Source organism: Plantibacter sp. MPB07 (assembly GCF_046619465.1).
GTDB lineage: Bacteria > Actinomycetota > Actinomycetes > Actinomycetales > Microbacteriaceae > Plantibacter > Plantibacter auratus.
On the sequence record NZ_CP177043.1, the window covers coordinates 579,641 to 601,045 of the forward strand.

At 69.1% G+C, this 21,405-nt stretch carries 16 protein-coding genes and 1 tRNA gene; 13 read left to right on the forward strand and 4 right to left on the reverse strand.

All coding sequences use genetic code 11. The annotated features are described in order from the left end of the window. Window positions 1-24 precede the first annotated feature (24 nt). Window positions 25-1,758, forward strand: coding sequence for an ATP-dependent helicase (locus ACLIME_RS02745; RefSeq protein ID WP_192005220.1), 1,734 nt, complete (start codon window positions 25-27; stop codon window positions 1,756-1,758). Here ACLIME_RS02745 and ACLIME_RS02750 read toward each other — a convergent pair. After that, a complete protein-coding gene (locus tag ACLIME_RS02750) occupies window positions 1,646-2,515 on the reverse strand; it encodes a TOMM precursor leader peptide-binding protein (protein ID WP_411558144.1) in 870 nt (289 codons plus the stop codon). The two genes, ACLIME_RS02745 and ACLIME_RS02750, sit on opposite strands and share 113 nt — an antisense overlap. Window positions 2,516-2,602: 87 nt before the next feature. Beyond that, complete coding sequence (locus ACLIME_RS02755) at window positions 2,603-4,000, reverse strand: zinc-dependent metalloprotease (RefSeq protein WP_411558145.1); 1,398 nt, start codon at window positions 3,998-4,000, stop codon at window positions 2,603-2,605. Window positions 4,001-4,120: 120 nt separating this feature from the next. Here ACLIME_RS02755 and ACLIME_RS02760 point away from each other — a divergent pair, with 120 nt between their 5' ends. The 3 genes from ACLIME_RS02760 to ACLIME_RS02770 all read left to right on the forward strand — a co-directional run bounded on the left by ACLIME_RS02760 (window position 4,121) and on the right by ACLIME_RS02770 (window position 8,465). Then, on the forward strand, window positions 4,121-5,251 hold the full coding sequence (locus ACLIME_RS02760) for a PDZ domain-containing protein (RefSeq protein WP_159878268.1): 1,131 nt from the start codon (window positions 4,121-4,123) through the stop codon (window positions 5,249-5,251). A 71-nt stretch (window positions 5,252-5,322) separates the two neighbouring features. Then, window positions 5,323-8,247 carry a UPF0182 family protein gene (locus ACLIME_RS02765; protein WP_124769026.1) on the forward strand — a complete coding sequence of 975 codons (2,925 nt, stop codon included), beginning with the start codon at window positions 5,323-5,325 and terminating at the stop codon, window positions 8,245-8,247. A 144-nt stretch (window positions 8,248-8,391) separates the two neighbouring features. Continuing rightward, window positions 8,392-8,465 (forward strand) — tRNA-Met (locus ACLIME_RS02770). A gap of 83 nt (window positions 8,466-8,548) precedes the next feature. On the opposite strand, the gene ald is transcribed toward ACLIME_RS02770, so the two are convergent. Beyond that, the gene (ald, locus tag ACLIME_RS02775) at window positions 8,549-9,652 is read right to left on the reverse strand and encodes an alanine dehydrogenase (protein ID WP_411558146.1); all 1,104 of its coding nucleotides are present in this window, start codon (window positions 9,650-9,652) and stop codon (window positions 8,549-8,551) included. A gap of 169 nt (window positions 9,653-9,821) precedes the next feature. Between ald and ACLIME_RS02780 the strand changes: the two genes are divergently transcribed. The 4 genes from ACLIME_RS02780 (at window position 9,822) to ACLIME_RS02795 (ending at window position 14,035) form a co-directional block, all read left to right on the forward strand. Further along, window positions 9,822-10,304 (forward strand): Lrp/AsnC family transcriptional regulator, encoded by a 483-nt coding sequence (locus ACLIME_RS02780; protein WP_079705560.1) that lies wholly within the window; start codon window positions 9,822-9,824, stop codon window positions 10,302-10,304. A 397-nt stretch (window positions 10,305-10,701) separates the two neighbouring features. Beyond that, entirely contained in the window at window positions 10,702-12,063 is a 1,362-nt protein-coding gene (locus ACLIME_RS02785) for a quaternary amine ABC transporter ATP-binding protein (protein ID WP_411558147.1), read from the forward strand. Beyond that, window positions 12,060-13,067, forward strand: coding sequence for an ABC transporter permease (locus ACLIME_RS02790; protein ID WP_274499677.1), 1,008 nt, complete (start codon window positions 12,060-12,062; stop codon window positions 13,065-13,067). Before ACLIME_RS02785 ends, ACLIME_RS02790 begins: the two co-directional genes overlap by 4 nt. A 71-nt stretch (window positions 13,068-13,138) precedes the next feature. Next, window positions 13,139-14,035, forward strand: a complete 897-nt coding sequence (locus ACLIME_RS02795; RefSeq protein ID WP_411558148.1) for a glycine betaine ABC transporter substrate-binding protein — start codon at window positions 13,139-13,141, stop codon at window positions 14,033-14,035. Between the two features lie 62 nt (window positions 14,036-14,097). Here the strand turns inward: ACLIME_RS02795 and ACLIME_RS02800 are convergent, their stop codons facing one another. Further along, window positions 14,098-15,294, reverse strand: a complete 1,197-nt coding sequence (locus tag ACLIME_RS02800) for a pyridoxal phosphate-dependent aminotransferase (RefSeq protein ID WP_411558149.1) — start codon at window positions 15,292-15,294, stop codon at window positions 14,098-14,100. Window positions 15,295-15,452: 158 nt separating this feature from the next. Here ACLIME_RS02800 and ACLIME_RS02805 point away from each other — a divergent pair, with 158 nt between their 5' ends. The 5 genes from ACLIME_RS02805 to ACLIME_RS02825 all read left to right on the forward strand — a co-directional run bounded on the left by ACLIME_RS02805 (window position 15,453) and on the right by ACLIME_RS02825 (window position 21,385). After that, window positions 15,453-17,114: a trypsin-like peptidase domain-containing protein gene (locus ACLIME_RS02805; protein ID WP_071260997.1), complete on the forward strand. Its 1,662-nt coding sequence runs from the start codon at window positions 15,453-15,455 to the stop codon at window positions 17,112-17,114. A gap of 121 nt (window positions 17,115-17,235) precedes the next feature. Beyond that, a complete protein-coding gene (locus tag ACLIME_RS02810) occupies window positions 17,236-18,303 on the forward strand; it encodes a glycosyltransferase family 2 protein (protein ID WP_079705566.1) in 1,068 nt (355 codons plus the stop codon). Continuing rightward, window positions 18,304-19,131, forward strand: coding sequence for a CDP-alcohol phosphatidyltransferase family protein (locus ACLIME_RS02815; protein ID WP_079705567.1), 828 nt, complete (start codon window positions 18,304-18,306; stop codon window positions 19,129-19,131). Beyond that, the gene (locus tag ACLIME_RS02820; protein WP_124769031.1) at window positions 19,131-20,015 is read left to right on the forward strand and encodes a glycosyltransferase family 2 protein; all 885 of its coding nucleotides are present in this window, start codon (window positions 19,131-19,133) and stop codon (window positions 20,013-20,015) included. The genes ACLIME_RS02815 and ACLIME_RS02820 overlap by 1 nt, the downstream gene beginning before the upstream one ends. A gap of 68 nt (window positions 20,016-20,083) precedes the next feature. Further along, entirely contained in the window at window positions 20,084-21,385 is a 1,302-nt protein-coding gene (locus ACLIME_RS02825; RefSeq protein ID WP_079705569.1) for a CDP-glycerol glycerophosphotransferase family protein, read from the forward strand. The last annotated feature ends 20 nt before the right edge of the window (window positions 21,386-21,405 follow it).

Sequence of the window (21,405 nt, forward strand, 5' to 3'; positions counted from 1 at the left end):
GCGCGGCACCACCGAGGGGCCCCGATGAGCAGTCCGGCCGAACTGCTGGCCGGACTCGACCCCGACCAGGCCGTCGCAGCGGAGGCGCTCCGCGGACCCGTGTGCATGCTCGCCGGCGCAGGCACCGGCAAGACCCGCGCGATCACCCATCGCATCGCCTACGGGGTCGCGACCGGGACCTACACGGCGTCGCGCGTCATGGCACTCACCTTCACCAGCCGCGCCGCTGCTGAACTGCGTGGTCGGCTCCGGGCGCTCGGAGCCGAGGGCGTCTCGGCCAGGACCTTCCACGCCTCCGCGCTCTCGCAGCTGAACTTCTTCTGGCCCCAGGTCGTCGGCGGTCAGGTGCCCGCGCTCGTCGAGAGCAAGGGCCGGGTGCTCGGGCACGCGGCCGAACGGCTCCGGTTGCGGGTCGACACCGCGACCCTGCGCGACGTGGCAGGCGAGATCGAATGGCGCAAGGTGTCCGGCCTGACCCTCGAGCAGTATGCGGCGTCGAACCGGCCGCTGCCGGCCAAGCTGTCCCTCGAGCAGGTCGTCTCGCTCCAGGAGACCTACGAGCAGTTGAAGGACGAGCGCCGACGCATCGACTTCGAGGACGTCCTGCTCGCCTGCGCCGGCATGATCGAGACCGAGCCCGCCGTCGCCATGCAGGTGCACGAGCAGTACCGCTTCTTCGTCGTGGACGAGTACCAGGACGTCTCGCCGCTGCAGCACCGACTCCTCGAACTCTGGCTGGGCGGTCGACGGGACGTGTGCGTCGTCGGCGACGCGAGCCAGACCATCTACTCCTTCGCCGGTGCCCGTTCCGACTACCTGCTCGACTTCCCGACCAGGTACCACGACGCCACGGTCGTCCGGCTCGAGCGCAACTACCGCTCCGCCCCGCCGGTCGTGGCCGCGGCGAACACGCTCATGCGGGGGCGCCCGGGGGCGTTGCACCTCTCAGCGGCCACCGCACGCGACGACGAGGGCACCCAGACCGCACGCCCTGAGACGCCGGCGGTCGGCCTGCGGCAGTACCCGAACGAGCTGTCCGAGGCGAGAGGCGTCGCCTCGGAGATCCTCGTGCAGCTGCAGGCGGGCGTCCCGGCCTCGGAGATCGCCGTGCTCTACCGGATCAACGTCCAGGCGGCGGCGTTGGAGACGGCCCTCGGCGAAGCCGGCATCCCCTACGTCATGCACGGCTCCAAGCGCTTCTTCGAGCTGCCCGAGGTACGGCAGGCCCTGCTCCAGCTCCGCGCTGCCTCCGTCTCGATCAGTGGTGAGCCCCTGTTCAAGTCCGTGAGCGACGTGCTCCGGTCGCTCGGCTGGAGCCAGGACCCGCCCGACGGCGGCGGCGCGGTGCGCGACCGCTGGGAGTCGCTCAACGCGATCATGGGGCTCGTCGACCAGGCGCCGGAGGGGACCTCGTTCCGCGCCTTCACGGATGAGCTGCAACTGCGGCAGGCCGCGCAGCACGAGCCGACGGTCGAGGCGGTCACGCTGGCGACCCTGCACTCGGCGAAGGGCCTCGAGTGGGAGGCCGTGCACCTCATCGGGCTCTCCGAGGGCTATCTGCCGATCTCCTACGCGAAACAGTTCGAGCAGGCGGACGAGGAACGGAGGCTCCTCTACGTCGGCATCACGCGCGCCAAGCGGCTGCTCAACCTGTCCTGGTCCGAGACGCAGCAACGCGGTGGTCGTCGCGAGCCGTCGCGATTCCTGGCAGAGCTCGGCATGCGCACCTCGAGTGCTCCCGGACGACGCGGCGCCTGACCCCACCGGTCGCGGCGTCGACCACCAGCTGGGTGCTCGCGAGGATGGGCTGGGACGCGTCGAGGTGTCGGAGCACCAGACGGGTCACGCGGGTCGCGACCTCCGCACCGAGGAGCTGGGTGTCGAGTGGCGAGCGGTGCCCGAGAAGCTGGGAGGCGACGGCCGGCCAGGCCGGATCGTCGTCGGTGCGGTGCAGCTCGACGCAGTGCAGGCACGGCCCTGAGCCGGGTGTCACGAACGGCCCGATCCGGACGACACGATCGCTGAACACGACCGGCAGGTGCGGGACGTCGTCGCGCAGCCACCGCGTGTACCGACTCGGCGGGATGACGAAGTCGGCGACGAGGACGGCGACGTCGACCCGGCCAGGGTGCGACCCGGCTCCGGTCGACCCGGACTCCGGTGGCATGAGTGCGACCGCCTCCTGCTCGGAGAGGAGGCGTCGGAGGAGCTCGGCCGCCAGGCTCGCGCCGTCCACGACGACCCGGTGCGTCACGGCGGGGCCGGAGGTGGGGCCGCCGTGCTCGATCACCGGGTCGAGCGTCGAGAGGACGCGATCGATCTCGTGGGCTGGGATGTCGAGGGCGTCCGCGAGTCGTCGTTCGACCAGAGCCGGGAAGCCGGCACGCAGTGCCGCGACGACCTGCTCGGTCTCGGTCCGGACGCTGTCGAGCACGACCGCTTCATCGACTCCCACCTGCAGGCTGTGCGGGGTTCGCCAGAGCAGCGGTCTCCTGGGATCGAGGCGCGTCGTCATCCATCGATGATGGCGGGTCGACGACCGGTCGCGTCGGCACTCTCCACAGCCCGCCCGGAAGGACGAGCTGTGGAGCGTCGCCGTGGATCAGACCGGGGGGCCGCCGGCACCGTTCGGGCCGGAGGGCTCCGAACCGGGCTCGTCGTCGTGCTGGCCGCCGCGTTCCTCGCCACGGAGGAGGTCTTCGAGCGCGAGATCCATCTCGTCCTGCTCGGGACGCTCGCCCCTGGCCTCAGCTTCGAGGCGCGCGATGAGCGCCTCCGGGGCGTCGATGTCGGCTGCGGTCGGCACGAGGTCGGGGTGCGACCACAGGGCGTCGCGCTGCGCGGTACCGACGGCGTCGGTGACCTGCTGCCACATCTGCGCAGCCTCGCGCAGCCGGCGAGGTCGCAGCTCGAGTCCCACGAGCGCGCCCAAGGCCTGTTCGGCCGGCCCACCGGCGGCGCGGCGTCGGCGGACGGTCTCCGCGATGGCCGCGGAGCGGGGGAGACGCTCGGTGGCTGCCGCGGTGACCACGTCGACCCAGCCCTCGATGAGGGCGAGCGTCGTCTCGAGTCGGGCGAGGCTCGCGTCCTGCGCCTCGGTTCGGGCGGGGATGAGCGCACCGCTCGTCATGGCCTCTCGGAGTTCCTCGGGGTTCGACGGGTCGAAGCTCTCGGCGAGCTCCTCGAGTCGCTCGGTGTCGATCCGGATGCCGCGTGCGAAGTCGGTGATCGAGGAGATGAGGTGCAGGCGGAGCCAGCGGGCGTGGCGGAAGAGTCGTGCGTGCGCGAGTTCACGGACCGCGAGGTAGATCTGGACCTGATCCGCCGGGATGTCGAGACCCTCGCCGAAGTCGGCGACGTTCTGGGGCACCAGGGCGGCCTCGTTGTCGTCGAGCAGTGGGATGCCGATGTCGCCGCCGGAGACGACCTCCTTGGAGAGCTGACCGACGACCTGTCCGAGCTGCATCGCGAAGAGCGTGCCGCCGATGCCGCGGACGAGCTGTCCGGCGTTCGCGATCATGCTCGACAGCTCCTCGGGCGCGCGTTCCGTGAGCACGCCGGTCAGGGCGTTCGCGATGTTCGTGGCCACCGGCTCGGCGAGCTGCGTCCAGAACGGCATCGTCTTCGTGGCCCAGCGCGTCCTCGTGTACAGGGCCGGTTCGCTCGACAGCTCGGCCACGTCGGTGACGTCGGCGAGCCACAGGGAGGCGATGTGGAACGCCTGCTCGAACGCCGCACGCTGCTCGGGCGTCGTGTCCTGGGAGCCGTCCCCGGCGATGGTCTTCGCCTGCTGGAGCGAGGTGTCCCAGTTGATGCCGTCGCCACCGGAGCGGAGTGCGCCCTGGAGCTGCGACATGAGCGCAGCGAGACTGGCCGGATCGCTGGGAAGGCCGGCGGCGCCGGCGAGCTGGCTCGGGTCGAACGAACCGTTGCCGGAGAGGAGCTCGCGGAGCATGTCGCGGAACTCGTCCTCCGGACTCTTGTCGGAATCCTCTGGCACGTCAGCCGCCTCTCAGATAGCTCGGTGCTGGGCCTTCTACGCTAGTCGCACCTCGCTGAAGAATCGCCGGGGTATGGTTGGTCGGGTTTCCGCCCACCGCGAACACTCCGGAAGGCTTGCATGTCGCTCTTCGCCGATGAGGCTCCCACCGCTTCGGCGCCGACCGGTCAGGGTCGCAATCGTCGCGCTCGGTTCGGTTGGATCGTGCTCAGCCTCTCGCTCGTCCTCCTCGGCGTGCTGTCGGCGGTTCCCGCGCCGTACGTCATCGAACAGCCGGGTCCCGTGTTCAACGTGCTGGGTACGACCGAAGGTGACGACGGCGACGTCCCGCTCATCGAGGTCCACGACGAGCAGACCTACGACACGGGCGGCACGCTCGACATGTTGACGGTCCAGCTGGTCGGGAACCCGCAACGGAGCCCGGGCTGGCTCGACATCGTCTCGGCCTGGTTCGACCCGAGCCGCGCCGTCGTGCCGATGGACCTCTACTTCCCGCCCGGCGTCACGACCGAGCAGCGCGACGAGCAGAACGCGACCCTCATGGTCGACTCGCAGCAGGACTCGGTCGCGGCGGCGTTGCGCGAGCTCGGGTACGAGGTTCCCGAGCACATCGTGGTGGCACAGATCGCGGAGGGTGCGCCCGCGCAGGGGGTGCTGCGGCTCGACGACGAGATCGTCGCGGTCGACGGCACGCCCGTGACCGGCCTGGCCGGCCTGCGGGACGCGATCAACGCCAACGGTACGGACAAGCCGGTCACGCTCGACATCGTGCGTGGGGGAGTGGCGAGCACCGTCGAGATCACGCCGACGACCGCGACCGCGTCCGACGGGACGACCTCGACCGTGATCGGCATCGGTACCAAGACCACCTACGACCTCCCCGTCGACATCACCATCCAGCTCGACAACGTCGGCGGCCCGAGCGCCGGCATGATGTTCGCGCTCGGCATGATCGACCTGCTCACCCCGGGTGAGCTCAACGGCGGGAAGGACGTCGCCGGTACCGGGACGATCGACGCCGACGGGAACGTCGGCGCGATCGGCGGCATCCGGCAGAAGCTGTTCGGCGCGAAGGACGCCGGGGCCGAGTGGTTCCTGGCACCGGAGAGCAACTGCGACGAGGTCGCCGGACACGTCCCCGACGGCTTGACGGTCTTCGCGGTGAAGACCCTCGACGATTCGCTCACAGCGCTCAAGGCCATCGCGGACGGAGCCGACACGAGCAAGCTGCCCACCTGCTCGGCTGGTTGACCACTTCGGGCGCTCTCCCAGCCCGGCCGCTTTAGGATGGGTGGGACGACCCCTATCTGAAGAGGCCACACGTGACATCCGCAGCAGCAGAGAAGCCCCTGTCCACTCAGCGCCGACGCGCCCCGATCGCGATCACGGTGGCGATCATCGCCGCGCTCCTCATCGGGTTCTTCGTGTTCTCGGGGTTCTACGCCGACCTGCTGTGGTTCCAACAGCTCGGCTTCACCGAGGTCCTGACCACGCAGTGGATCGCGGCGATCGCCATGTTCCTCGTCGGGTTCGTGGGGATGGCCCTCCCCGTCTGGCTGGCCATCGAGATCGCCTACCGGACCCGTCCGGTCTACGCGAAGCTCAGCTCGCAGGTCGACCGCTACCAGCAGGTGGTCGAGCCGCTCCGCCGACTCGCGACCTACGGCATCCCGGCGCTCTTCGGGCTCTTCGGCGGTGTCGCCGCGGCCTCGCGCTGGCAGCTGGTGCTGCTGTGGATGAACGGCACCCCGTCCGGTACCAAGGACCCGCAGTTCAACCTCGACGTGTCGTTCTACCTCTTCGACCTGCCGTTCTTCCAAGCCGTGGTCGCCTTCTCCTCGGCGGTCGTCCTGATCGCCCTCATCGCAACCGCCGTCGTCACCTACCTCTACGGAGGCATCCGGGTGGTCAGCCGTGAGGTCTGGATCTCCATGGCGGCCCGCGTGCAGATCTCGGTGCTCGCCGCGCTGTACCTGATCCTGCAGGCCGTCAGCCTCTGGCTCGACCAGTACACGACGCTGAACGACACCGGCACGCTCATCACCGGTGCCTCGTACACCGACGTCGCCGCGACCATCCCCGGTCGGGTCATCCTCGCCGGCATCGCGCTCATGGTCGCCGTCCTGTTCGTCGTCACCGCGTTCACCGGCCGCTGGCGTCTGCCGCTCGTCGGTACCGCGCTGCTCATCGTCGCGTCCCTCATCGTCGGCAGCCTCTACCCGTGGATCGTCCAGCGTTTCCAGGTGGAGCCGAACGCGAAGAGCCTCGAGACGCCGTACATCAAGCGGAACATCGACATGACCCGCGACGCCTACGGGATCGCCGACGTCGAGGAGGAGGAGTACGCGGCCACCACCGACGCGACCCCCGGAGCACTCCGTCAGGACGCCGAGACCACGGCGAACATCCGGATCATCGACCCGTCGCTCGTGAGCGCCTCGGTCGCGCAGCTCGAGCAGTTCAAGCAGTTCTACTCCTTCGACAAGCAGCTCGACGTCGACCGCTACAACATCGACGGCAAGACGCAGGACGCCGTCGTCGCGGTCCGCGAGCTGAACGTCGCCGGCCTCGACAACTCGCAGTCGTGGATCAACAACACGGTCGTGTACACCCATGGGTACGGTCTGGTCGCGGCCTACGGCAACCAGCGCTCGGCCTCCGGTGAGCCGGTCTTCCTCGAGTCGGGCATCCCCACCACCGGCGCGCTCGGCGACTTCGAACCGCGCGTGTACTTCGGTGAGCAGTCGCCGGACTACTCCATCGTCGGCGCTCCCAAGGGCGCGGACCCGGTGGAGCTCGACTACCCGTCGGGCACCCAGGGTGAGTCGCAGACCTACACGACCTTCGACGGTGATGGCGGGCCCAAGCTCGACAACGTCTTCAAGAAGCTCGTCTACGCGCTCAAGTTCCAGTCGGAGCAGATCTTCCTCTCCGACTCCGTGAACAGCCAGTCGCAGATCCTCTACGACCGCGACCCGCTCACCCGGGTCCAGAAGGTCGCTCCCTACCTGACGCTCGACTCCGACCCCTACCCGTCCGTGGTGGACGGTCAGATCGTCTGGATCGTCGACGGCTACACGACGAGCGCCAGCTACCCCTACTCGAAGACCGTGAGCCTGTCCGACACGATCTCCGACTCGGTCACGCCGGCGCAGAACTACGCGCTCGACGACGTCAACTACATCCGGAACTCGGTGAAGGCGACCGTCAACGCGTACGACGGCAAGGTGACGCTCTACAGCTGGGACGACCAGGATCCGATCCTCAAGACCTGGCAGAAGGTGTTCCCGTCGACGGTCAAGCCGATGTCGGACATGTCCGGCGACCTCATGAGCCACGTGCGGTACCCGGCCGACCTCTTCAAGGTCCAGCGTTCGGTGCTCGGCCAGTACCACGTCACCAACGCCGGATCGTTCTACTCGAGCGAGGACGCGTGGGTCACCCCCAACGACCCGCAGTCGACCGACACCGAGAAGAAGTACCAGCCGCCGTACTACCTGACGATGCAGCTGCCCGAGCAGGACGCGCCGTCCTTCTCCCTGTACTCCACGTTCATCCCGCGTCAGGGCGGTGAGCAGTCGCGGAACGTGCTGACGGGCTACCTCGCGGTCGATGCGAACGCCGGTGCCGAGGACGGCAAGCGGAGCTCCGACTACGGCAAGATCAGGCTCTTGACCCTGCCGAAGGACGACACCGTGCCGGGTCCCGGCCAGGTGCAGAACACCTTCGACTCCGATCCGAGCGTGTCCAGCCAGATCAACATCCTGAAGCAGGGCCAGACCGAGGTGCTGAACGGCAACCTGCTGACGGTGCCGGTCGGTGGCGGTCTGCTCTACGTGCAGCCGGTCTACGTGAAGTCCACCGGCGACACGAGCTTCCCGCTCCTGCAGAAGGTGCTCGTCGCCTTCGGCGACCAGATCGCCTTCGAAGACACGCTGGACGAGGCGCTCGACGTCCTGTTCGGCGGCGACTCGGGTGCGGATGCGGGTGACACCAACGTCCCCGGCGACAGCACGACGCCCCCGACGGACGGCACGGACACCGGCGGCGGAACCGACACCGGCTCGACCCCGAGCACGGGTGACCCGACGGTGGACGCGCAGATCAAGACGCTGCTCGACCAGGCGAAGGCCGCGATGGTCGAGAAGGACGCGGCCATGGCGAGCGGTGACTGGGCTGCCTACGGGGTGGCTGACAAGAAGATCTCCGACGCGCTGGCGCAGGCGCTGGCACTGCTGAACGGCTGATTCCGAGCCTGCAATCCGAACGGCGTCGCCCTGACGGGCGGCGCCGTTCGGCGTTCCAGGAGGAGGGATTCGGCCGGAATCGGAGTGCTCAGCAGCACGCGATTTGCACGCCCTCAGAATGCATGCTAGCTTTATCTCTTGTGCCGCAGGGTGGAGCAGTTCGGTAGCTCGCTGGGCTCATAACCCAGAGGTCGTAGGTTCAAATCCTGCCCCTGCAACAGAAAAGATGAAATCCCGGTCTCCTCGAGACCGGGATTTCGTCGTTTGCGGGGATGGTCGCCTGCGGTCGGCGGGCGGCGGGTCAGTCCATCGTCGCGACGGGGAGGCCGAACGCCGCGGCCACGCCGGCGTTGGTGACCGCACCCGCGTGGATGTTGACGCCCGCGCGGAGCGCTGCATCGGCCGCCACTGCTGCTCCCGTGCCCTGGTCGGCGATGGCGAGTGCGTACCGGAGCGTGGCATTGGTCAGCGCGCGCGTCGAGGTCTCCGGGACGGCGCCGGGCATGTTGGCCACGCAGTAGTAGAGGCTGTCGTGGACACGGAACGTCGGGTCGTCGTGCGTCGTCGCCCGTGAGCCCTCGAAGCAGCCGCCCTGGTCGATGGCGATGTCGACGAGCACCGAGCCGGGCTTCATGTCCGCCACCATGGCGTCGGTGACGAGCTTCGGGGCCTGAGCCCCGGGGATGAGCACCGAGCCGATGACGAGGTCGGCGTCGCGGAGCTGCTCCGCGATCTCGTACGCCGATGACGGTCTGGTCTGGATCTGCCCGCTGAAGCGGTTCTCCAGCTCGCGCAGGCGAGGGATGGAGATGTCGATGATCGTGACGTCCGCCTGCATGCCGAGCGCGTTGGCCGCGGCGTGCTCGCCGGCGACCCCGCCGCCGATGACGACGACCTTCGCCTTGGGGGTTCCGGGCACGCCGCCCAGCAGGATCCCTCGTCCACCGGTGGCGCGCATGAGGTGGTAGGCGCCGACTTGCGTGGACAGTCGTCCTGCGACCTCGCTCATCGGCTGCAGGAGCGGCAGGGAGCGGTTGGGTAGCTGCACGGTCTCATAGGCGATCGCGGTGATCCCAGAGGCGATCAGGGCGTCGGTGAGCGGACGGTCCGCCGCGAGGTGGAGGTAGGTGAAGAGCGTCTGGTCGGCCCGCAGGAAGTCGTACTCGGCGGCGACGGGCTCCTTCACCTTGAGTAGGAGGTCGCCCGCCGCCCAGACGGAGGCCGCGTCGGTGGCGATGGTCGCGCCGGCGGCACGATACGCCTCGTCGAGATTGCCGGACCCGAGGCCGGCGCCCGCCTGGACGACGACCTCATGGCCGTGTCGGACGAGTTCGTGGACGCCGCCGGGCGTCGCCGCGACCCGGTTCTCGTTGTTCTTGATCTCCGTGGGGATGCCGATTCGCATGGCTGGTTCCTCTCGCAGGCTGGGCCAAGGCTCGGCTCTCCCGCTCGTCGGTGGACGGTGTGGGACTATTCTGAGGTTGCTGCGTTTCAGTCAAATGAACACCGCAGTTTTTGCGGAATTCGTGTCTGAACTCGATGATGATTCGGCTGAAAAAGAGAGTGGGCGCAGGATGACGAACAATCTGCACGGACGCGCGGACCTCGACGACGTCGACCACGCACTCCTGCGGCTCCTGCAGGAGAACGCACGCATGACGAACGCCCGCATGGCGGAGCTCGTCGGCATCGCCCCCTCGACGTGTGTCGCCCGAGTGCGGTCGCTCGTCGACCGCGGCGTGATCACGGGGTTCTCGGCGCGTATCGATCCGGTCGCGGTCGGGCTCGGTCTCGAGGCGCTCATCAGCGTCAACATCAGGGCGGGGGCTCGCGCCCGTATCGCCGAGTTCAGCGCCGGCATCCGACAGCTCCCGGAGGTCGTGCAGGTGTTCTTCCTCGGCGGCTCCGAGGACTTCGTCATCCATCTCGCGGCGCGGGACAGCGCCCACATCCGCGACTTCGTCGTCGAGCACCTGTCGGCCGATCCGACGGTCGCCTCGACCCGCACGAGCCTGGTGTTCGATCACTCGTTCATCGGCGTCGCGGTGGGGGAGTGAGGGCGACCCGCGGCTGTACCGGCCGGGCGAAGGTCACGAACGCATAACGAAGGACTCGGGCGGAAAACCCTGACCATGTTCGGTTTTGCCATGGAGGCCGTGCGCGATGTCCGCCTTTTGGGGGATCGTCGATTAGCCAGCAGCTGTGAGTTTCGTTAGCGTTGTCGACGGCCCGCAAGGGCTGACCTACGTAACCGCGTCCCGCCCCCTGTCGCCCCGTGACGGCGTGCTGGACGTACGGTCGAACGCCACGCGGTAGCCGTTGTCGCCCCACGTGATCCGAGCCCGCGCGCTGTCCATCAGTGCGCCGATGGGGCGGATCGAGAGCCGTTCGACCCGGCCTGACGATCGACAGGAAGAGCGCACCGCGGTTCCGCGTGCGCTTCCAGGAGAACACATGACCGAAACGATTGCCGTCTCCGCGACGGGACTGTACAAGGTCTTCGGCAGGAAGCCGAAGGAAGCCGTGAAACGCCTGCAGGCCGGTGCCTCGCGTGACGAACTCGCCTCCGGCGGGACCACCGCAGCCGTCATCGACGCCTCGTTCGAGGTGAAGCAGGGCGAGATCTTCGTCGTGATGGGCCTCTCCGGCTCGGGCAAGTCGACGCTGATCCGGATGCTCAACGGCCTGCTCGAGCCGACGGCGGGCACCGTGACCATCGCCGGGAAGCCGATCTCGGGGGTGTCCTCGAAGCAGCTGCGTGCGGTCCGACAGGACAACATCTCGATGGTCTTCCAGCACTTCGCCCTGCTGCCGCACCGCACGGTGCTCGAGAACACCGCCTACGGACTCGAGGTGAAGGGTGTTCCGGCCGCTGAACGACGCGAGCGGGCCCAGGCCGTCGTCGAGCGCGTCGGGCTCGCAGGCTGGGAGGACAAGCTCCCGGGCCAGCTCTCGGGTGGGATGCAGCAGCGCGTCGGCCTCGCCCGCGCACTCGCCTCGGACACCGACATCCTCCTCATGGACGAGGCGTTCTCCGCGCTCGATCCCCTCATCCGCCGCGAGATGCAGGAGCAGCTCGTCGAGCTGCAGGCCGAGCTCGGCAAGACCATCGTGTTCATCACCCACGACCTCAACGAGGCGATGTTCCTCGGCGACCGGATCGCCGTCATGCGCGACGGCCGGATCGTCCAGGTGGGCACCCCGAACGACATCCTGACCGACCCGGCGAACGACTACGTCGCCCAGTTCGTCCAGGACGTCGACCGCGCCCGCGTCCTGACCGCCGGTGGCGTGATGGAACCCGCGCGCTCCGTCGTCTCCGCATCCGCCGGACCCCGGGCTGCCCTGCGCATCATGCGCGACCTGCAGACCTCGACCGCCTTCGTGGTCGGTCCGGGTCGGCAGCTCCTCGGTGTCGTCCGCGACAAGGACGTGCTGCGTCTCGTCCGGGCCGGCGACCACGAGCTCGGCAGCGTCATCACCGCCGACCTCGCCACGGTCTCGCCGGAGGCGGCGCTCGTCGACCTGTTCGAGTCCGCCGTCGAGAGCGCCCTGCCCGTCGCGGTCGTGGACGAGCGGACGCGCCTGCTCGGCGTCGTCCCGCGGGTGACCCTGCTCGCCGCCGTCGGCAACGTCCCGACCAACACGGACGAGATCAGCCTCGTCGGGCCGCCGGCGACGGTGCCCGTCGAGCTCATCACGGCGACCCTGCGGTCGACCGCGGAGGACCCGCAGCACCCCGACGACGTGACCTCGTCGATCGAGACCAGCGCCGCCGAACCGGCAGCGAGCCTGCCGGAAGGGAGTGTCCGATGAACGGCATCCGTCTCCAGTCGTCCGGGTTCCTGGACGCCATCACCCGCCCCGAGATCGGTGCGTGGGTCGAAGCCTTCGTCGACTTCATCACCGACGTCTTCCAGCCCGTCTTCGACGTCATCCGGAGCGTCTTCCAGGGGCTGTACGACGGCGTCGACCTCGTGCTCAGCGGTCCGCCGTTCTGGGTGATCATCATCGTCGCCGCCCTGCTGGCCTTCGTCGCACGGGGCCCGGTGTTCGCCGTCGGCTCCGCGGTCGGGCTGTTGATCATCGTCGGCGTCGAGCAGTGGGACAACGCGATGGACTCGCTCTCGCTCGTGCTCGTGGCCGGACTCATCGCCATCGTGATCGGGATCCCGCTCGGCATCCTGGCAGCCCGCTCGAAGGTCGCGTCGTCGATCATCCGGCCGCTGCTCGACTTCATGCAGACGACTCCGGCGTTCGTCTACCTCATCCCCGCGCTCATCCTGTTCCGCATCGGCGTCGTCCCGGGCATCGTCGCGACGATCGTCTTCGCGCTGGCCCCGGCCGTCCGTCTCACGGAACTCGGGATCCGCAACGTCGACCGCGAGGTCGTCGAGGCCGGCAACGCGTTCGGTGCTTCCTCGTGGCGGATCCTCCGCCAGATCCAGCTGCCGCTCGCGATGCCGAACATCATGGCCGGAGTCAACCAGGTCATCATGCTCTCGCTCTCCATGGTCGTCATCGCCGGCATGGTCGGCGCCGGCGGTCTGGGTGGCGACGTCGTCAAGAGCCTCTCCCGGATCGACATCCAGCTCGGCTCCGAAGCGGGCCTGTCGGTCGTCATCCTGGCGATCTTCCTGGACCGTCTCACGGCTTCCCTCGGCGGCGGTCGCAAACAGCGCGGGAAGCGCATGAAGGCTGCCCCGTCCTCGCCCGGCGGGATCCGACCGGCGCCTGCCTCGAGCACCACGACGACCGACAGCACCGCCTCAGGTGAGGAGCAGCGCACTCCCGCCGAGTCGCCGACCGCCGTGCGGTGACCCACCGGCACACAGCTTCCATCCGACGACACCGATCCCCGCGTCACGCGGGACGAAAGGAATCATCGAACATGCAGTACCGCACCAAGATCGCAACCACCATCGCAGCGGGGGCGGCGGCGACGCTCGCCATCTCCGGCTGCTCCGCGGGCGCCTCGGACGAGACGCTCGAGAACGGCGACAAGCAGGCGGTGACCATCGCCGTGTTCAGCGGCTGGGACGAGGGCATCGCGGCCTCCGAGCTGTGGAAGGCCGTGCTCGAGGAGCAGGGCTACGACGTCACCCTCGAGGAGGCGGAGCCCGCCCCGGTGTTCTCCGGCCTCAGCACCGGTGACTATGACCTGACGCTCGACGTCTGGCTGCCGACCACGCACGCGAGCTACATCGAGAAATTCGGTGACGACGTCGTCGACCTCGGCGCCTGGAACACCGACGCCAAGCTCACGATCGCCGTCAACGAGGACGCCCCTGTCGACTCGCTCGAGGACCTCGCGGCCAACGCGGACCTCTTCGACAGCCGCCTCGTCGGCATCGACCCCGGTGCCGGACTGACCGAGGCCACCCAGGACAAGGTCATCCCCGAGTACGGCCTCGACGACTGGAAGTTCCTGACCTCGGGCACCCCGGCGATGCTCTCGGAGCTGAAGGCCGCGACCGACGCCGGTGAGAACATCGCCGTCACGCTGTGGCGTCCGCACTGGGCCTATGACGCGTTCCCGATCAAGGACCTCGAGGACCCGAAGGGCGCCCTCGGGGATGCCGAAGGCATCCACAGCTTCGGCAAGGCCGACTTCGCGGACGAGTACCCCACGCTCGCCGGGTGGCTGAAGGACTTCGACTTCGACTCGGAGCGACTGTTCTCGCTCGAGAACGCGATGTTCAACGAGGGTGACTCCAAGGACTACGCGCCGGTCGTCAAGCAGTGGATCAGCGACAACCAGGAGTACGTCGACTCGCTCACCAAGTAGCGGATCGACGAGACGACGGGCACCGGAGCGATCCGGTGCCCGTCGTCGTGTGCATCGGAGCGTCAGCTGCGGAGTCGGGCGAGGCCGTCGACGGCCCGCTCCAGCACCTCGACGCGCTTGCAGAACGCGAACCGGACCAGCGACGCGTAGTCCGGGTCGTGCCGGTCGAGACAGAACGCCGACAGAGGTACCGCCACGACGCCGGCGAGTTCGGGCAGTGCCCGGCAGAACGCCGCAGCATCGTCGAAGCCCAACGGTGCCGCATCGGCCACGATGAAGTAGGTGCCGTCCGGCCGGAAGGTGTCGAACCCGGCGGCGGAGAGGCCAGCGCTCAGGAGGTCCCGCTTGCCGCGCAGGCCGTCGGCGATGGCCGTGAACGCGGCGTCGGGCAGTCGGAGTCCGGTCGCCATCGCCGGCTGGAACGGAGCACCGTTGACGTAACTGAGGTACTGCTTGACCGTCGAGACGGCCGAGACGAGTTCGCGGGGTCCGCTCAACCAGCCGATCTTCCAGCCGGTCGTGCTGAAGGTCTTGCCACCAGACGAGATCGTGACTGTACGTTCGGCGGCACCCGGCAACGTCGCGATGGGGACATGCCGGACGTCGAAGGTCAGGTGCTCGTAGACCTCGTCAGTCACGATGATCGCATCGTGGCGCTCCGCCAACTCGGCGACCAGGTCGAGCGTCGCGCGGTCGAGGACGGTGCCGGTCGGGTTGTGCGGCGTGTTGACCAGGATGATCCTGGTCCGGTCGGTGACGGCGGCGCGGAGCTCGTCCGGGTCCGGCTGGAAGTCGGGTGCGCGCAGCTTGACCGTCCGGTGCCGGCCGCCGGCGAGGGCGATGAGTCCGCCGTACGCGTCGTAGAACGGCTCGAAGGTCACGACCTCGTCGCCGTGCTCGACGAGGGCGAGCAGGGTCGCGGCGAGCGCCTCGGTCGCTCCGGCGGTGACGAGCACCTCTCCCTGCGGGTCGGGCTGGAGACCGTAGAACCGTCGCTGGTGCTCGCTGATCGCGGTGCGGAGGTCGAGGGTGCCCGGGCCGGGTGGGTACTGGTTCTCGCCGCGCTCGATGGCCGCGACCGCTTCGGCCAGGACCGCTTCGGGTCCGTCCTCGTCGGGGAACCCCTGGCCGAGGTTGACGGCTCCGGTCTGCATCGCGAGCGCGCTCATCTCCGCGAAGATCGTCGACGAGACGTGTCCGTCCTCGTCGACGAGGCCGGCGCCTTCGGCGGTGCGCCGCCAGGGTCCGTCAACCACCATGTGGATCTCCCTCCGTGGCCGCGGGCGCGGGCCGCTCCCAATCTAGGACACCGTGCGCAGGTCCTTGCGGCGAAGCCCTAGCCGGCGCACAGCGGGCGCGAATGAAACACTCAGCTCAGCACGGGAAGCTGACTGCGCTTGGAAGGAGCAGAATCGCCATGACCGACACCGCAGACGGACAGCAGCCCGCCGAACACCCCCAGTCCACCCCGAACGGTGAGACCGCGCCGCAGTCCGCACCCGCTGAGCAGGCGGGCGGCACCGTGCCTCCCGCGGGCGAGGCACGGCCGTCGACCTCAGGAGCGTACTTCCCGCCCCCGACCGCGATGCCACCGGTCGCACCGCCCGCCGGTCAGCCGACGCAGCAGCCGTACGGCGCGGCCCAGCAGGGCTCGCCGTACCAGCAGGCGCCGCAGCACCCGTCCGCAGCCTTCTCCCGTCAGCAGCAGCCGAACCCGTACGCCGCGTACCAGCAGCCCACCGGCCAGCAGCCCACGGCCCAGCCGCAGCCCGGTCAGCAGCACGGTCCCTACGGTGCGTCCCCGTACGCCCAGCAGCCGACCGGGCAGCACCCCGGCGTCCCGACGCCACCGGCAGCTCGGACGAAGAAGACCAACCGCCCGCTCGCGGGCATGGTCGCGATGCTCGCCGTCGGCGCCCTCATCGGAGGAGCGTCAGGCGCCGGGGCGACGCTCTGGGTCACGAACGCGACGAAGTCGAGTGTCTCGAGCAACGAGGCTGGCTCGAAGGCGTTCACCATCAACGACGACGCCGACGTGAGCCTGACCACGGCCATCGCCGCGACGGCCGGGCCGAGCGTCGTGACCCTTTCGGTCCAGGGCGGGCAGAGCGCCGGTACCGGTTCGGGGATCATCCTCAGCAAGGACGGTTACGTCCTGACGAACACGCACGTGGTCACCCTGGACGGCCAGGTCGCCGACCCGACCATCCGGGTCACCGATGCGAACGGCAAGCTGTACAACGCCAAGATCGTCGGCACGGACCCGATCTACGACCTCGCGGTCATCAAGCTCGAGGACGCCTCGGGTCTCAGCCCGATGGAGTTCGCGAACTCCGACAAGCTCAACGTCGGCGAGACGGCCGTCGCGATCGGTGCGCCGCTCGGACTGGCGGGGACCGTCACCGACGGCATCGTCAGCGCCCTCAACCGGAGCATCACCGTCGCCTCCTCCGCCGTTCCGGACTCCGGATCGAGTGACGACGGCGGATCCGGCGACTCGAACGGCGACAACCAGAGCCCGTGGAACTTCGACGTGCCGGGGCAGACCACCCCGACCGCGCCGACCTCCTCGATCTCCATCGCGGTCATCCAGACCGACGCGGCGATCAACCCCGGCAACTCGGGTGGCGCGCTCGTCGATGGCACTGGCAAGCTCATCGGGGTCAACGTCGCGATCGCGAGCGCCGGAAGCACCGACTCGTCGTCGCAGAGCGGCAGCATCGGTGTCGGCTTCGCCATCCCGGCGAACATCGCCAAGCGCGTCTCTGACGAGATCATCAAGACGGGCAAGGCGACCCACGGCCTGCTCGGCGCGACCGTGAAGGACGCCTCGAGCGACGCCAAGAGCACGGTCGCCGGCGCGCTCATCGACAAGGTCACCGACAACGGCGCCGCGCAGGCCGCGGGTCTGAAGTCCGGGGACATCGTCACCGAGTTCAACGGCGTCCCGGTCACGGGTGCGAACGACCTCACCGCTCAGGTGCGGGCGCTCGCGGCGGGGGCGACGGCGAAGCTCACCTTCACCCGCGGCAACGACTCGCAGACCGCCGAGGTCACGCTCGGCGAGCTCGCGCTCTGACACCCGGGGCGTCAGGCCCCGGAGGACGCCCGCACGGCCACCGTGCGGGCGTCCTCCGCGTCCGGGCCACCCCGACGACCGGCTGCTAGGCTCGATCGAACGAAACACGGAGTGAACCCCCATGTCGAACGACACAGGCCAGGCCGACGCACCGTCGTCGCCCGGAGTCTCCTACGTGATGCCGGTGTTGAACGATGTCCGCCACGTCCGGGCAGCCGTCGACAGCCTCCTGGCGCAGGACTACGCCGGCGACGTGGAGATCACGATCGCCGTCGGGCCGAGCATCGACGGCACGACCGAGCTCGTCCGAGAGCTCCAGGCGGCCGACCCGCGCATCCACGTGTTGGAGAACCGCGTCGGGTCGACCCCGGCCGGACTCAACCTGGCGATCGCCGCGTCGACGCATCCGATCGTCATCCGGGTCGACGCCCACTCGGAGCTGCCCGACGACTACGCGCGACTCGCGGTCGAGACCATGCTCCGCACGGGGGCGCAGAACGTGGGCGGCATCATGGACGCCCAGGGGCGCACGAGCTTCGAGACGGCGGTGGCGCGGGCGTATGGCTCGCGCGTCGGGCTCGGTGGCACGCCCCACCACGTCGGCGGTCGAGAGGGGCCTGCCGACACCGTCTACCTCGGGGTCTTCGACCGCGAGATGCTCATGCGGGTGGGCATGTTCGACGAGCGCATCAAACGCGGACAGGACTGGGAGCTCAACCGCCGGATCAAGCAGGCCGGCGGCCTCGTCTGGTTCACGCCCGCGTTGCGCGTCGTCTACCGCCCGCGTGCGAGCATGCGCGCCCTGGCGCGGCAGTTCTTCTCCACCGGACTCTGGCGCGGCGAGCTCAGCCGGAGCTTCCCCACCCGCGGCACGCTCCGTTACTTCGCGCCGCCGGTCCTGGTGCTCGGTATCGTGCTCGGCACGCTGCTCGGGCTCGGAGGCCTGGTCCAGCTGGGTGCGGGGGCGACGCCGTGGCTGCTCCTCGGGTTCGCGGCCCCCATCGCCTATGCGGCCATCGTGCTGCTCGCGAGCATCGTCGTCACCGGGCGGGACGGGGTACGCACGAGCCTCTGGATGCTCGCCGTCCTGCCGTGCATCCACTTCTGCTGGGGCACGGGGTTCGTGCTCGGCTACGGCTCGCTCGCGAAGGGTATCTCCGCGCTGCGCAATCCACCGAAGGCGGTCTAGATGTCGGATCCCAGCACGGCCGGAACCGGTCCGAGGCTCACGCCCCCGCGGACGATCGCCGAGCTCCGTGCCGTGGCGCAACCGCCGGAGGTCCGCGCGCGGAAGAACGCCGAGCACTGGACGGCCGACCTCTACCTGCGAGACCTGTCGCCGTACGTCACGTGGTTGCTGCTGCGCACGAGCATCAGCGCGAACGGCGTGACGGGTCTGATGATCCTGACCGGCTGGGCCACGGCCGCCGCGCTCCTCATCCCCGGATTCGGGGGCGCGGCCCTCGCGCTCGTGCTCGGCCAGACGCAGATGCTCGTCGACTGCTGCGACGGTGAGGTCGCGCGCTGGCGGCGGACGTCGAGTCCGGCCGGTGCGTTCCTGGACTCGGTCGGCCACTACTCCACCGAGTCGCTCATCGCGATCGCCCTCGGCATCCGTGCCGCCGCGTGGCCGGTCGATGCGCCCGAAGACCTCGTCTGGATCACCCTCGGATTCGCACTCGCGCTGTTCGTCGTCCTCAACAAGGCGCTGAACGACATGGTGCGGGTCGCCCGCGCCGGGTTCGGGGCGCCGAAACTCACCTACTCGACCGAGGAGTCGGCGCCGCGCGGGGGACTGCTCGCTACCGCTCGGACGGTGGCGCGGTTCCTCCCGTTCCACCGGCTGTTCCACTCGGTCGAGCTCACCATGGTGATCTTCGCCGCTTCCGTGGTCGGCCTGTTCGTCGGCGACGTCGAGGCGATGCGCTGGGTGCTCGCGATCCTCGTTCCGCTCGCGTTCCTGACGCTCGTCGGGCACTTCATCGCGATCGTCTCGTCGAAGCGGCTCCACGCGTGATGTCCGGCCCGATCCCGGTCACGCGCTCCGTCGGCGTCGTGGTCTTGACGCAGGGGACCCGCCCGGTCGAACTCACCGCAGCCGTGGAGAGCGTGCTCGCCCAGCAAGCGGTGGAGCTCGACGTGGTGGTGGTCGGCAACGGCTGGCAGCCGACCGGACTTCCGCACGGCGCTCGAGGCCTGGCCCTGTCGGAGAACCTCGGGATCCCGGCCGGCCGCAACCGTGGTGCCGACGCCGTGCAGGGGGAGTACGTCTTCTTCCTCGACGACGACGCGACCATCCCGTCCACCACGTTCCTCCGCGACGCCATCGCGATGCTCGACGCGGACCGCTCCATCGGCCTCATCCAGCCCCGGCTTGCCGACGCGGACGGTGCAGCGACGCCGTCCCGCTGGGTGCCGCGCACCCGCGACAAGGACCCCGGGCATTCGAGCGCCGTGTTCTCCTGCCTCGAAGCGGCCGTCCTGTTGCCGCGGTCGGTGTTCGACGCCGTCGGTGGATGGGCAGATCCGTTCTTCTACGCGCATGAGGGCATCGAGCTCGCCTGGCGGGTCTGGGACCAGGGGAGGCGAGCCTGGTACGAGGCGTCCCTCGAAGCGAACCACCCCGTGACCGAACCGACGAGGCACACCGCCTACTACCGGCTCAACGCGCGGAACCGGGTCTGGCTCGCGCGGCGGAACCTCCCGGTGCCGCTCATCCCGCTGTACGTGGGCTCCTGGACCGCGATCCAGGTGATCCGGTGGTGGCGGAAGCCGGAGGCCCTCCGTCCCTGGTTCGGTGGCTGGCGCGAGGGGTGGCGGACGGACCCCGGCGAACGTCGTCCACTGCGCTGGCGGACGGTCTGGCGGATGACGCGCGCAGGGCGACCTCCGGTCATCTGAGTGGCGGGGGCCCGTCGTGATCCCACCGTGACCTGGCGTCGTTACGCTTGACGGATGCTGGAGCTGACATGGGACTGATCAGAGACGGTCGTCGTGCCATCACGCTCGCCAAGGACCTGCTCGCCAACCGCCGGGCCAGAGCCGTCCTCGCGGCGCAGATGCAGGCGGCGCCCGTGATCGAGCCGGGGCGCTACAAGGTGGCCGTGTACTTCGCGGACGGTGCCGTCAACATGTACCAGATCCGACAGTGGTACCGGCCGCTCGCCGAACTGTCGAAGCAGTGGCCCGTCCTCATCCTCAGTCGCGGTGCGACGGCTGCGGCGAAGCTGTTCGAGGAGTCGCCGATCCCGACGGCCTACGTCCGGACGGTCGTCGCCCTCGAGCGCACGCTGGCCGAACAGGACATCCGCGTCGTGCTGTACGTCAACCAGAACGCCAAGAACTTCCAGATGTTCCGCTACGGCTCCCGCTGGCACGTCTTCGTCAACCATGGCGAAAGCGACAAGATGTACATGACCACGAACCAGTTCAAGGCCTACGACTACAGCCTCATCGCCGGCCAAGCGGCGAGGAACCGGCTGGAGCGGGTGCTCTGGGACTACGACTTCGACAAGCGCGCGATCATGATCGGCCGCCCGCAGGCGGACCACTACTCGGGCGAACTGCCGTACACGCCCGACGAGCGGACCGTGGTCCTGTACGCGCCCACCTGGGAGGGCGACCGCGCGGCCGCGGCATACGGCTCGATCGCGAGCCACGGCGTGGCCCTCGTCCGAGCGCTCATCGCGACCGGGCGGCACCGCGTCGTGTACCGCCCGCACCCGAGGAGCGGTGTCGTCGATCCGGCGTACGCGAGCGCGAACCGCGAGATCATGGCCGCGCTCCAGGAGGCGAACCGAGCGGACGCCTCGGCCCAGCACGTCGTCGACACGGGTGCCGACCTCGGTTGGCAGCTGGCGGCAGCTGACGCGGCGATCGTCGACATCTCCGCGATGGTCTACGACCGCCTCGCGAGCGGGAAGCCGCTCATGATCACCCGTCCCGTGAACCCGGAGGCGGAGATCGACACCGGAGGGTACCTCTCGTCGTGTGAATGGCTCGATGCCTCGGACGCAGCGGACATCGTCGACGGAGTCGACCGACTCCTCGGTGATCCCGAGACGGTCGCGCGACTGCAGCACTGGGTCGAGTACTACTTCGGCGACACGACGCCCGGGGTGACGACGGCGAGGTTCCACAGCGCCATCGAGCATCTGATGTCGGAATGGGAACGGTTCGCCCTCGCGCACGCCGATGGCCGGCCGGAGCTCGACGAGCATGAGGACGATGAGGACGAAGACGAGGATGACGACGACGAAGGACGCGCCTGAGGCGCCCTGAGCCGTTGAGT

Excerpts from the sequence above, each read along its gene's own strand:
- ACLIME_RS02745 (WP_192005220.1), top strand. The coding sequence starts at position 25 with ATGAGCAGTCCGGCCGAACTGCTGGCCGGACTCGACCCCGACCAGGCC.
- ACLIME_RS02750 (WP_411558144.1), bottom strand. The coding sequence starts at position 2,515 with ATGACGACGCGCCTCGATCCCAGGAGACCGCTGCTCTGGCGAACCCCG.
- ACLIME_RS02760 (WP_159878268.1), top strand. The coding sequence starts at position 4,121 with ATGTCGCTCTTCGCCGATGAGGCTCCCACCGCTTCGGCGCCGACCGGT.
- ald (WP_411558146.1), bottom strand. The coding sequence starts at position 9,652 with ATGCGAATCGGCATCCCCACGGAGATCAAGAACAACGAGAACCGGGTC.
- ACLIME_RS02780 (WP_079705560.1), top strand. The coding sequence starts at position 9,822 with ATGACGAACAATCTGCACGGACGCGCGGACCTCGACGACGTCGACCAC.
- ACLIME_RS02785 (WP_411558147.1), top strand. The coding sequence starts at position 10,702 with ATGACCGAAACGATTGCCGTCTCCGCGACGGGACTGTACAAGGTCTTC.
- ACLIME_RS02790 (WP_274499677.1), top strand. The coding sequence starts at position 12,060 with ATGAACGGCATCCGTCTCCAGTCGTCCGGGTTCCTGGACGCCATCACC.
- ACLIME_RS02795 (WP_411558148.1), top strand. The coding sequence starts at position 13,139 with ATGCAGTACCGCACCAAGATCGCAACCACCATCGCAGCGGGGGCGGCG.
- ACLIME_RS02800 (WP_411558149.1), bottom strand. The coding sequence starts at position 15,294 with ATGGTGGTTGACGGACCCTGGCGGCGCACCGCCGAAGGCGCCGGCCTC.
- ACLIME_RS02805 (WP_071260997.1), top strand. The coding sequence starts at position 15,453 with ATGACCGACACCGCAGACGGACAGCAGCCCGCCGAACACCCCCAGTCC.
- ACLIME_RS02810 (WP_079705566.1), top strand. The coding sequence starts at position 17,236 with ATGTCGAACGACACAGGCCAGGCCGACGCACCGTCGTCGCCCGGAGTC.
- ACLIME_RS02815 (WP_079705567.1), top strand. The coding sequence starts at position 18,304 with ATGTCGGATCCCAGCACGGCCGGAACCGGTCCGAGGCTCACGCCCCCG.
- ACLIME_RS02820 (WP_124769031.1), top strand. The coding sequence starts at position 19,131 with ATGTCCGGCCCGATCCCGGTCACGCGCTCCGTCGGCGTCGTGGTCTTG.
- ACLIME_RS02825 (WP_079705569.1), top strand. The coding sequence starts at position 20,084 with ATGGGACTGATCAGAGACGGTCGTCGTGCCATCACGCTCGCCAAGGAC.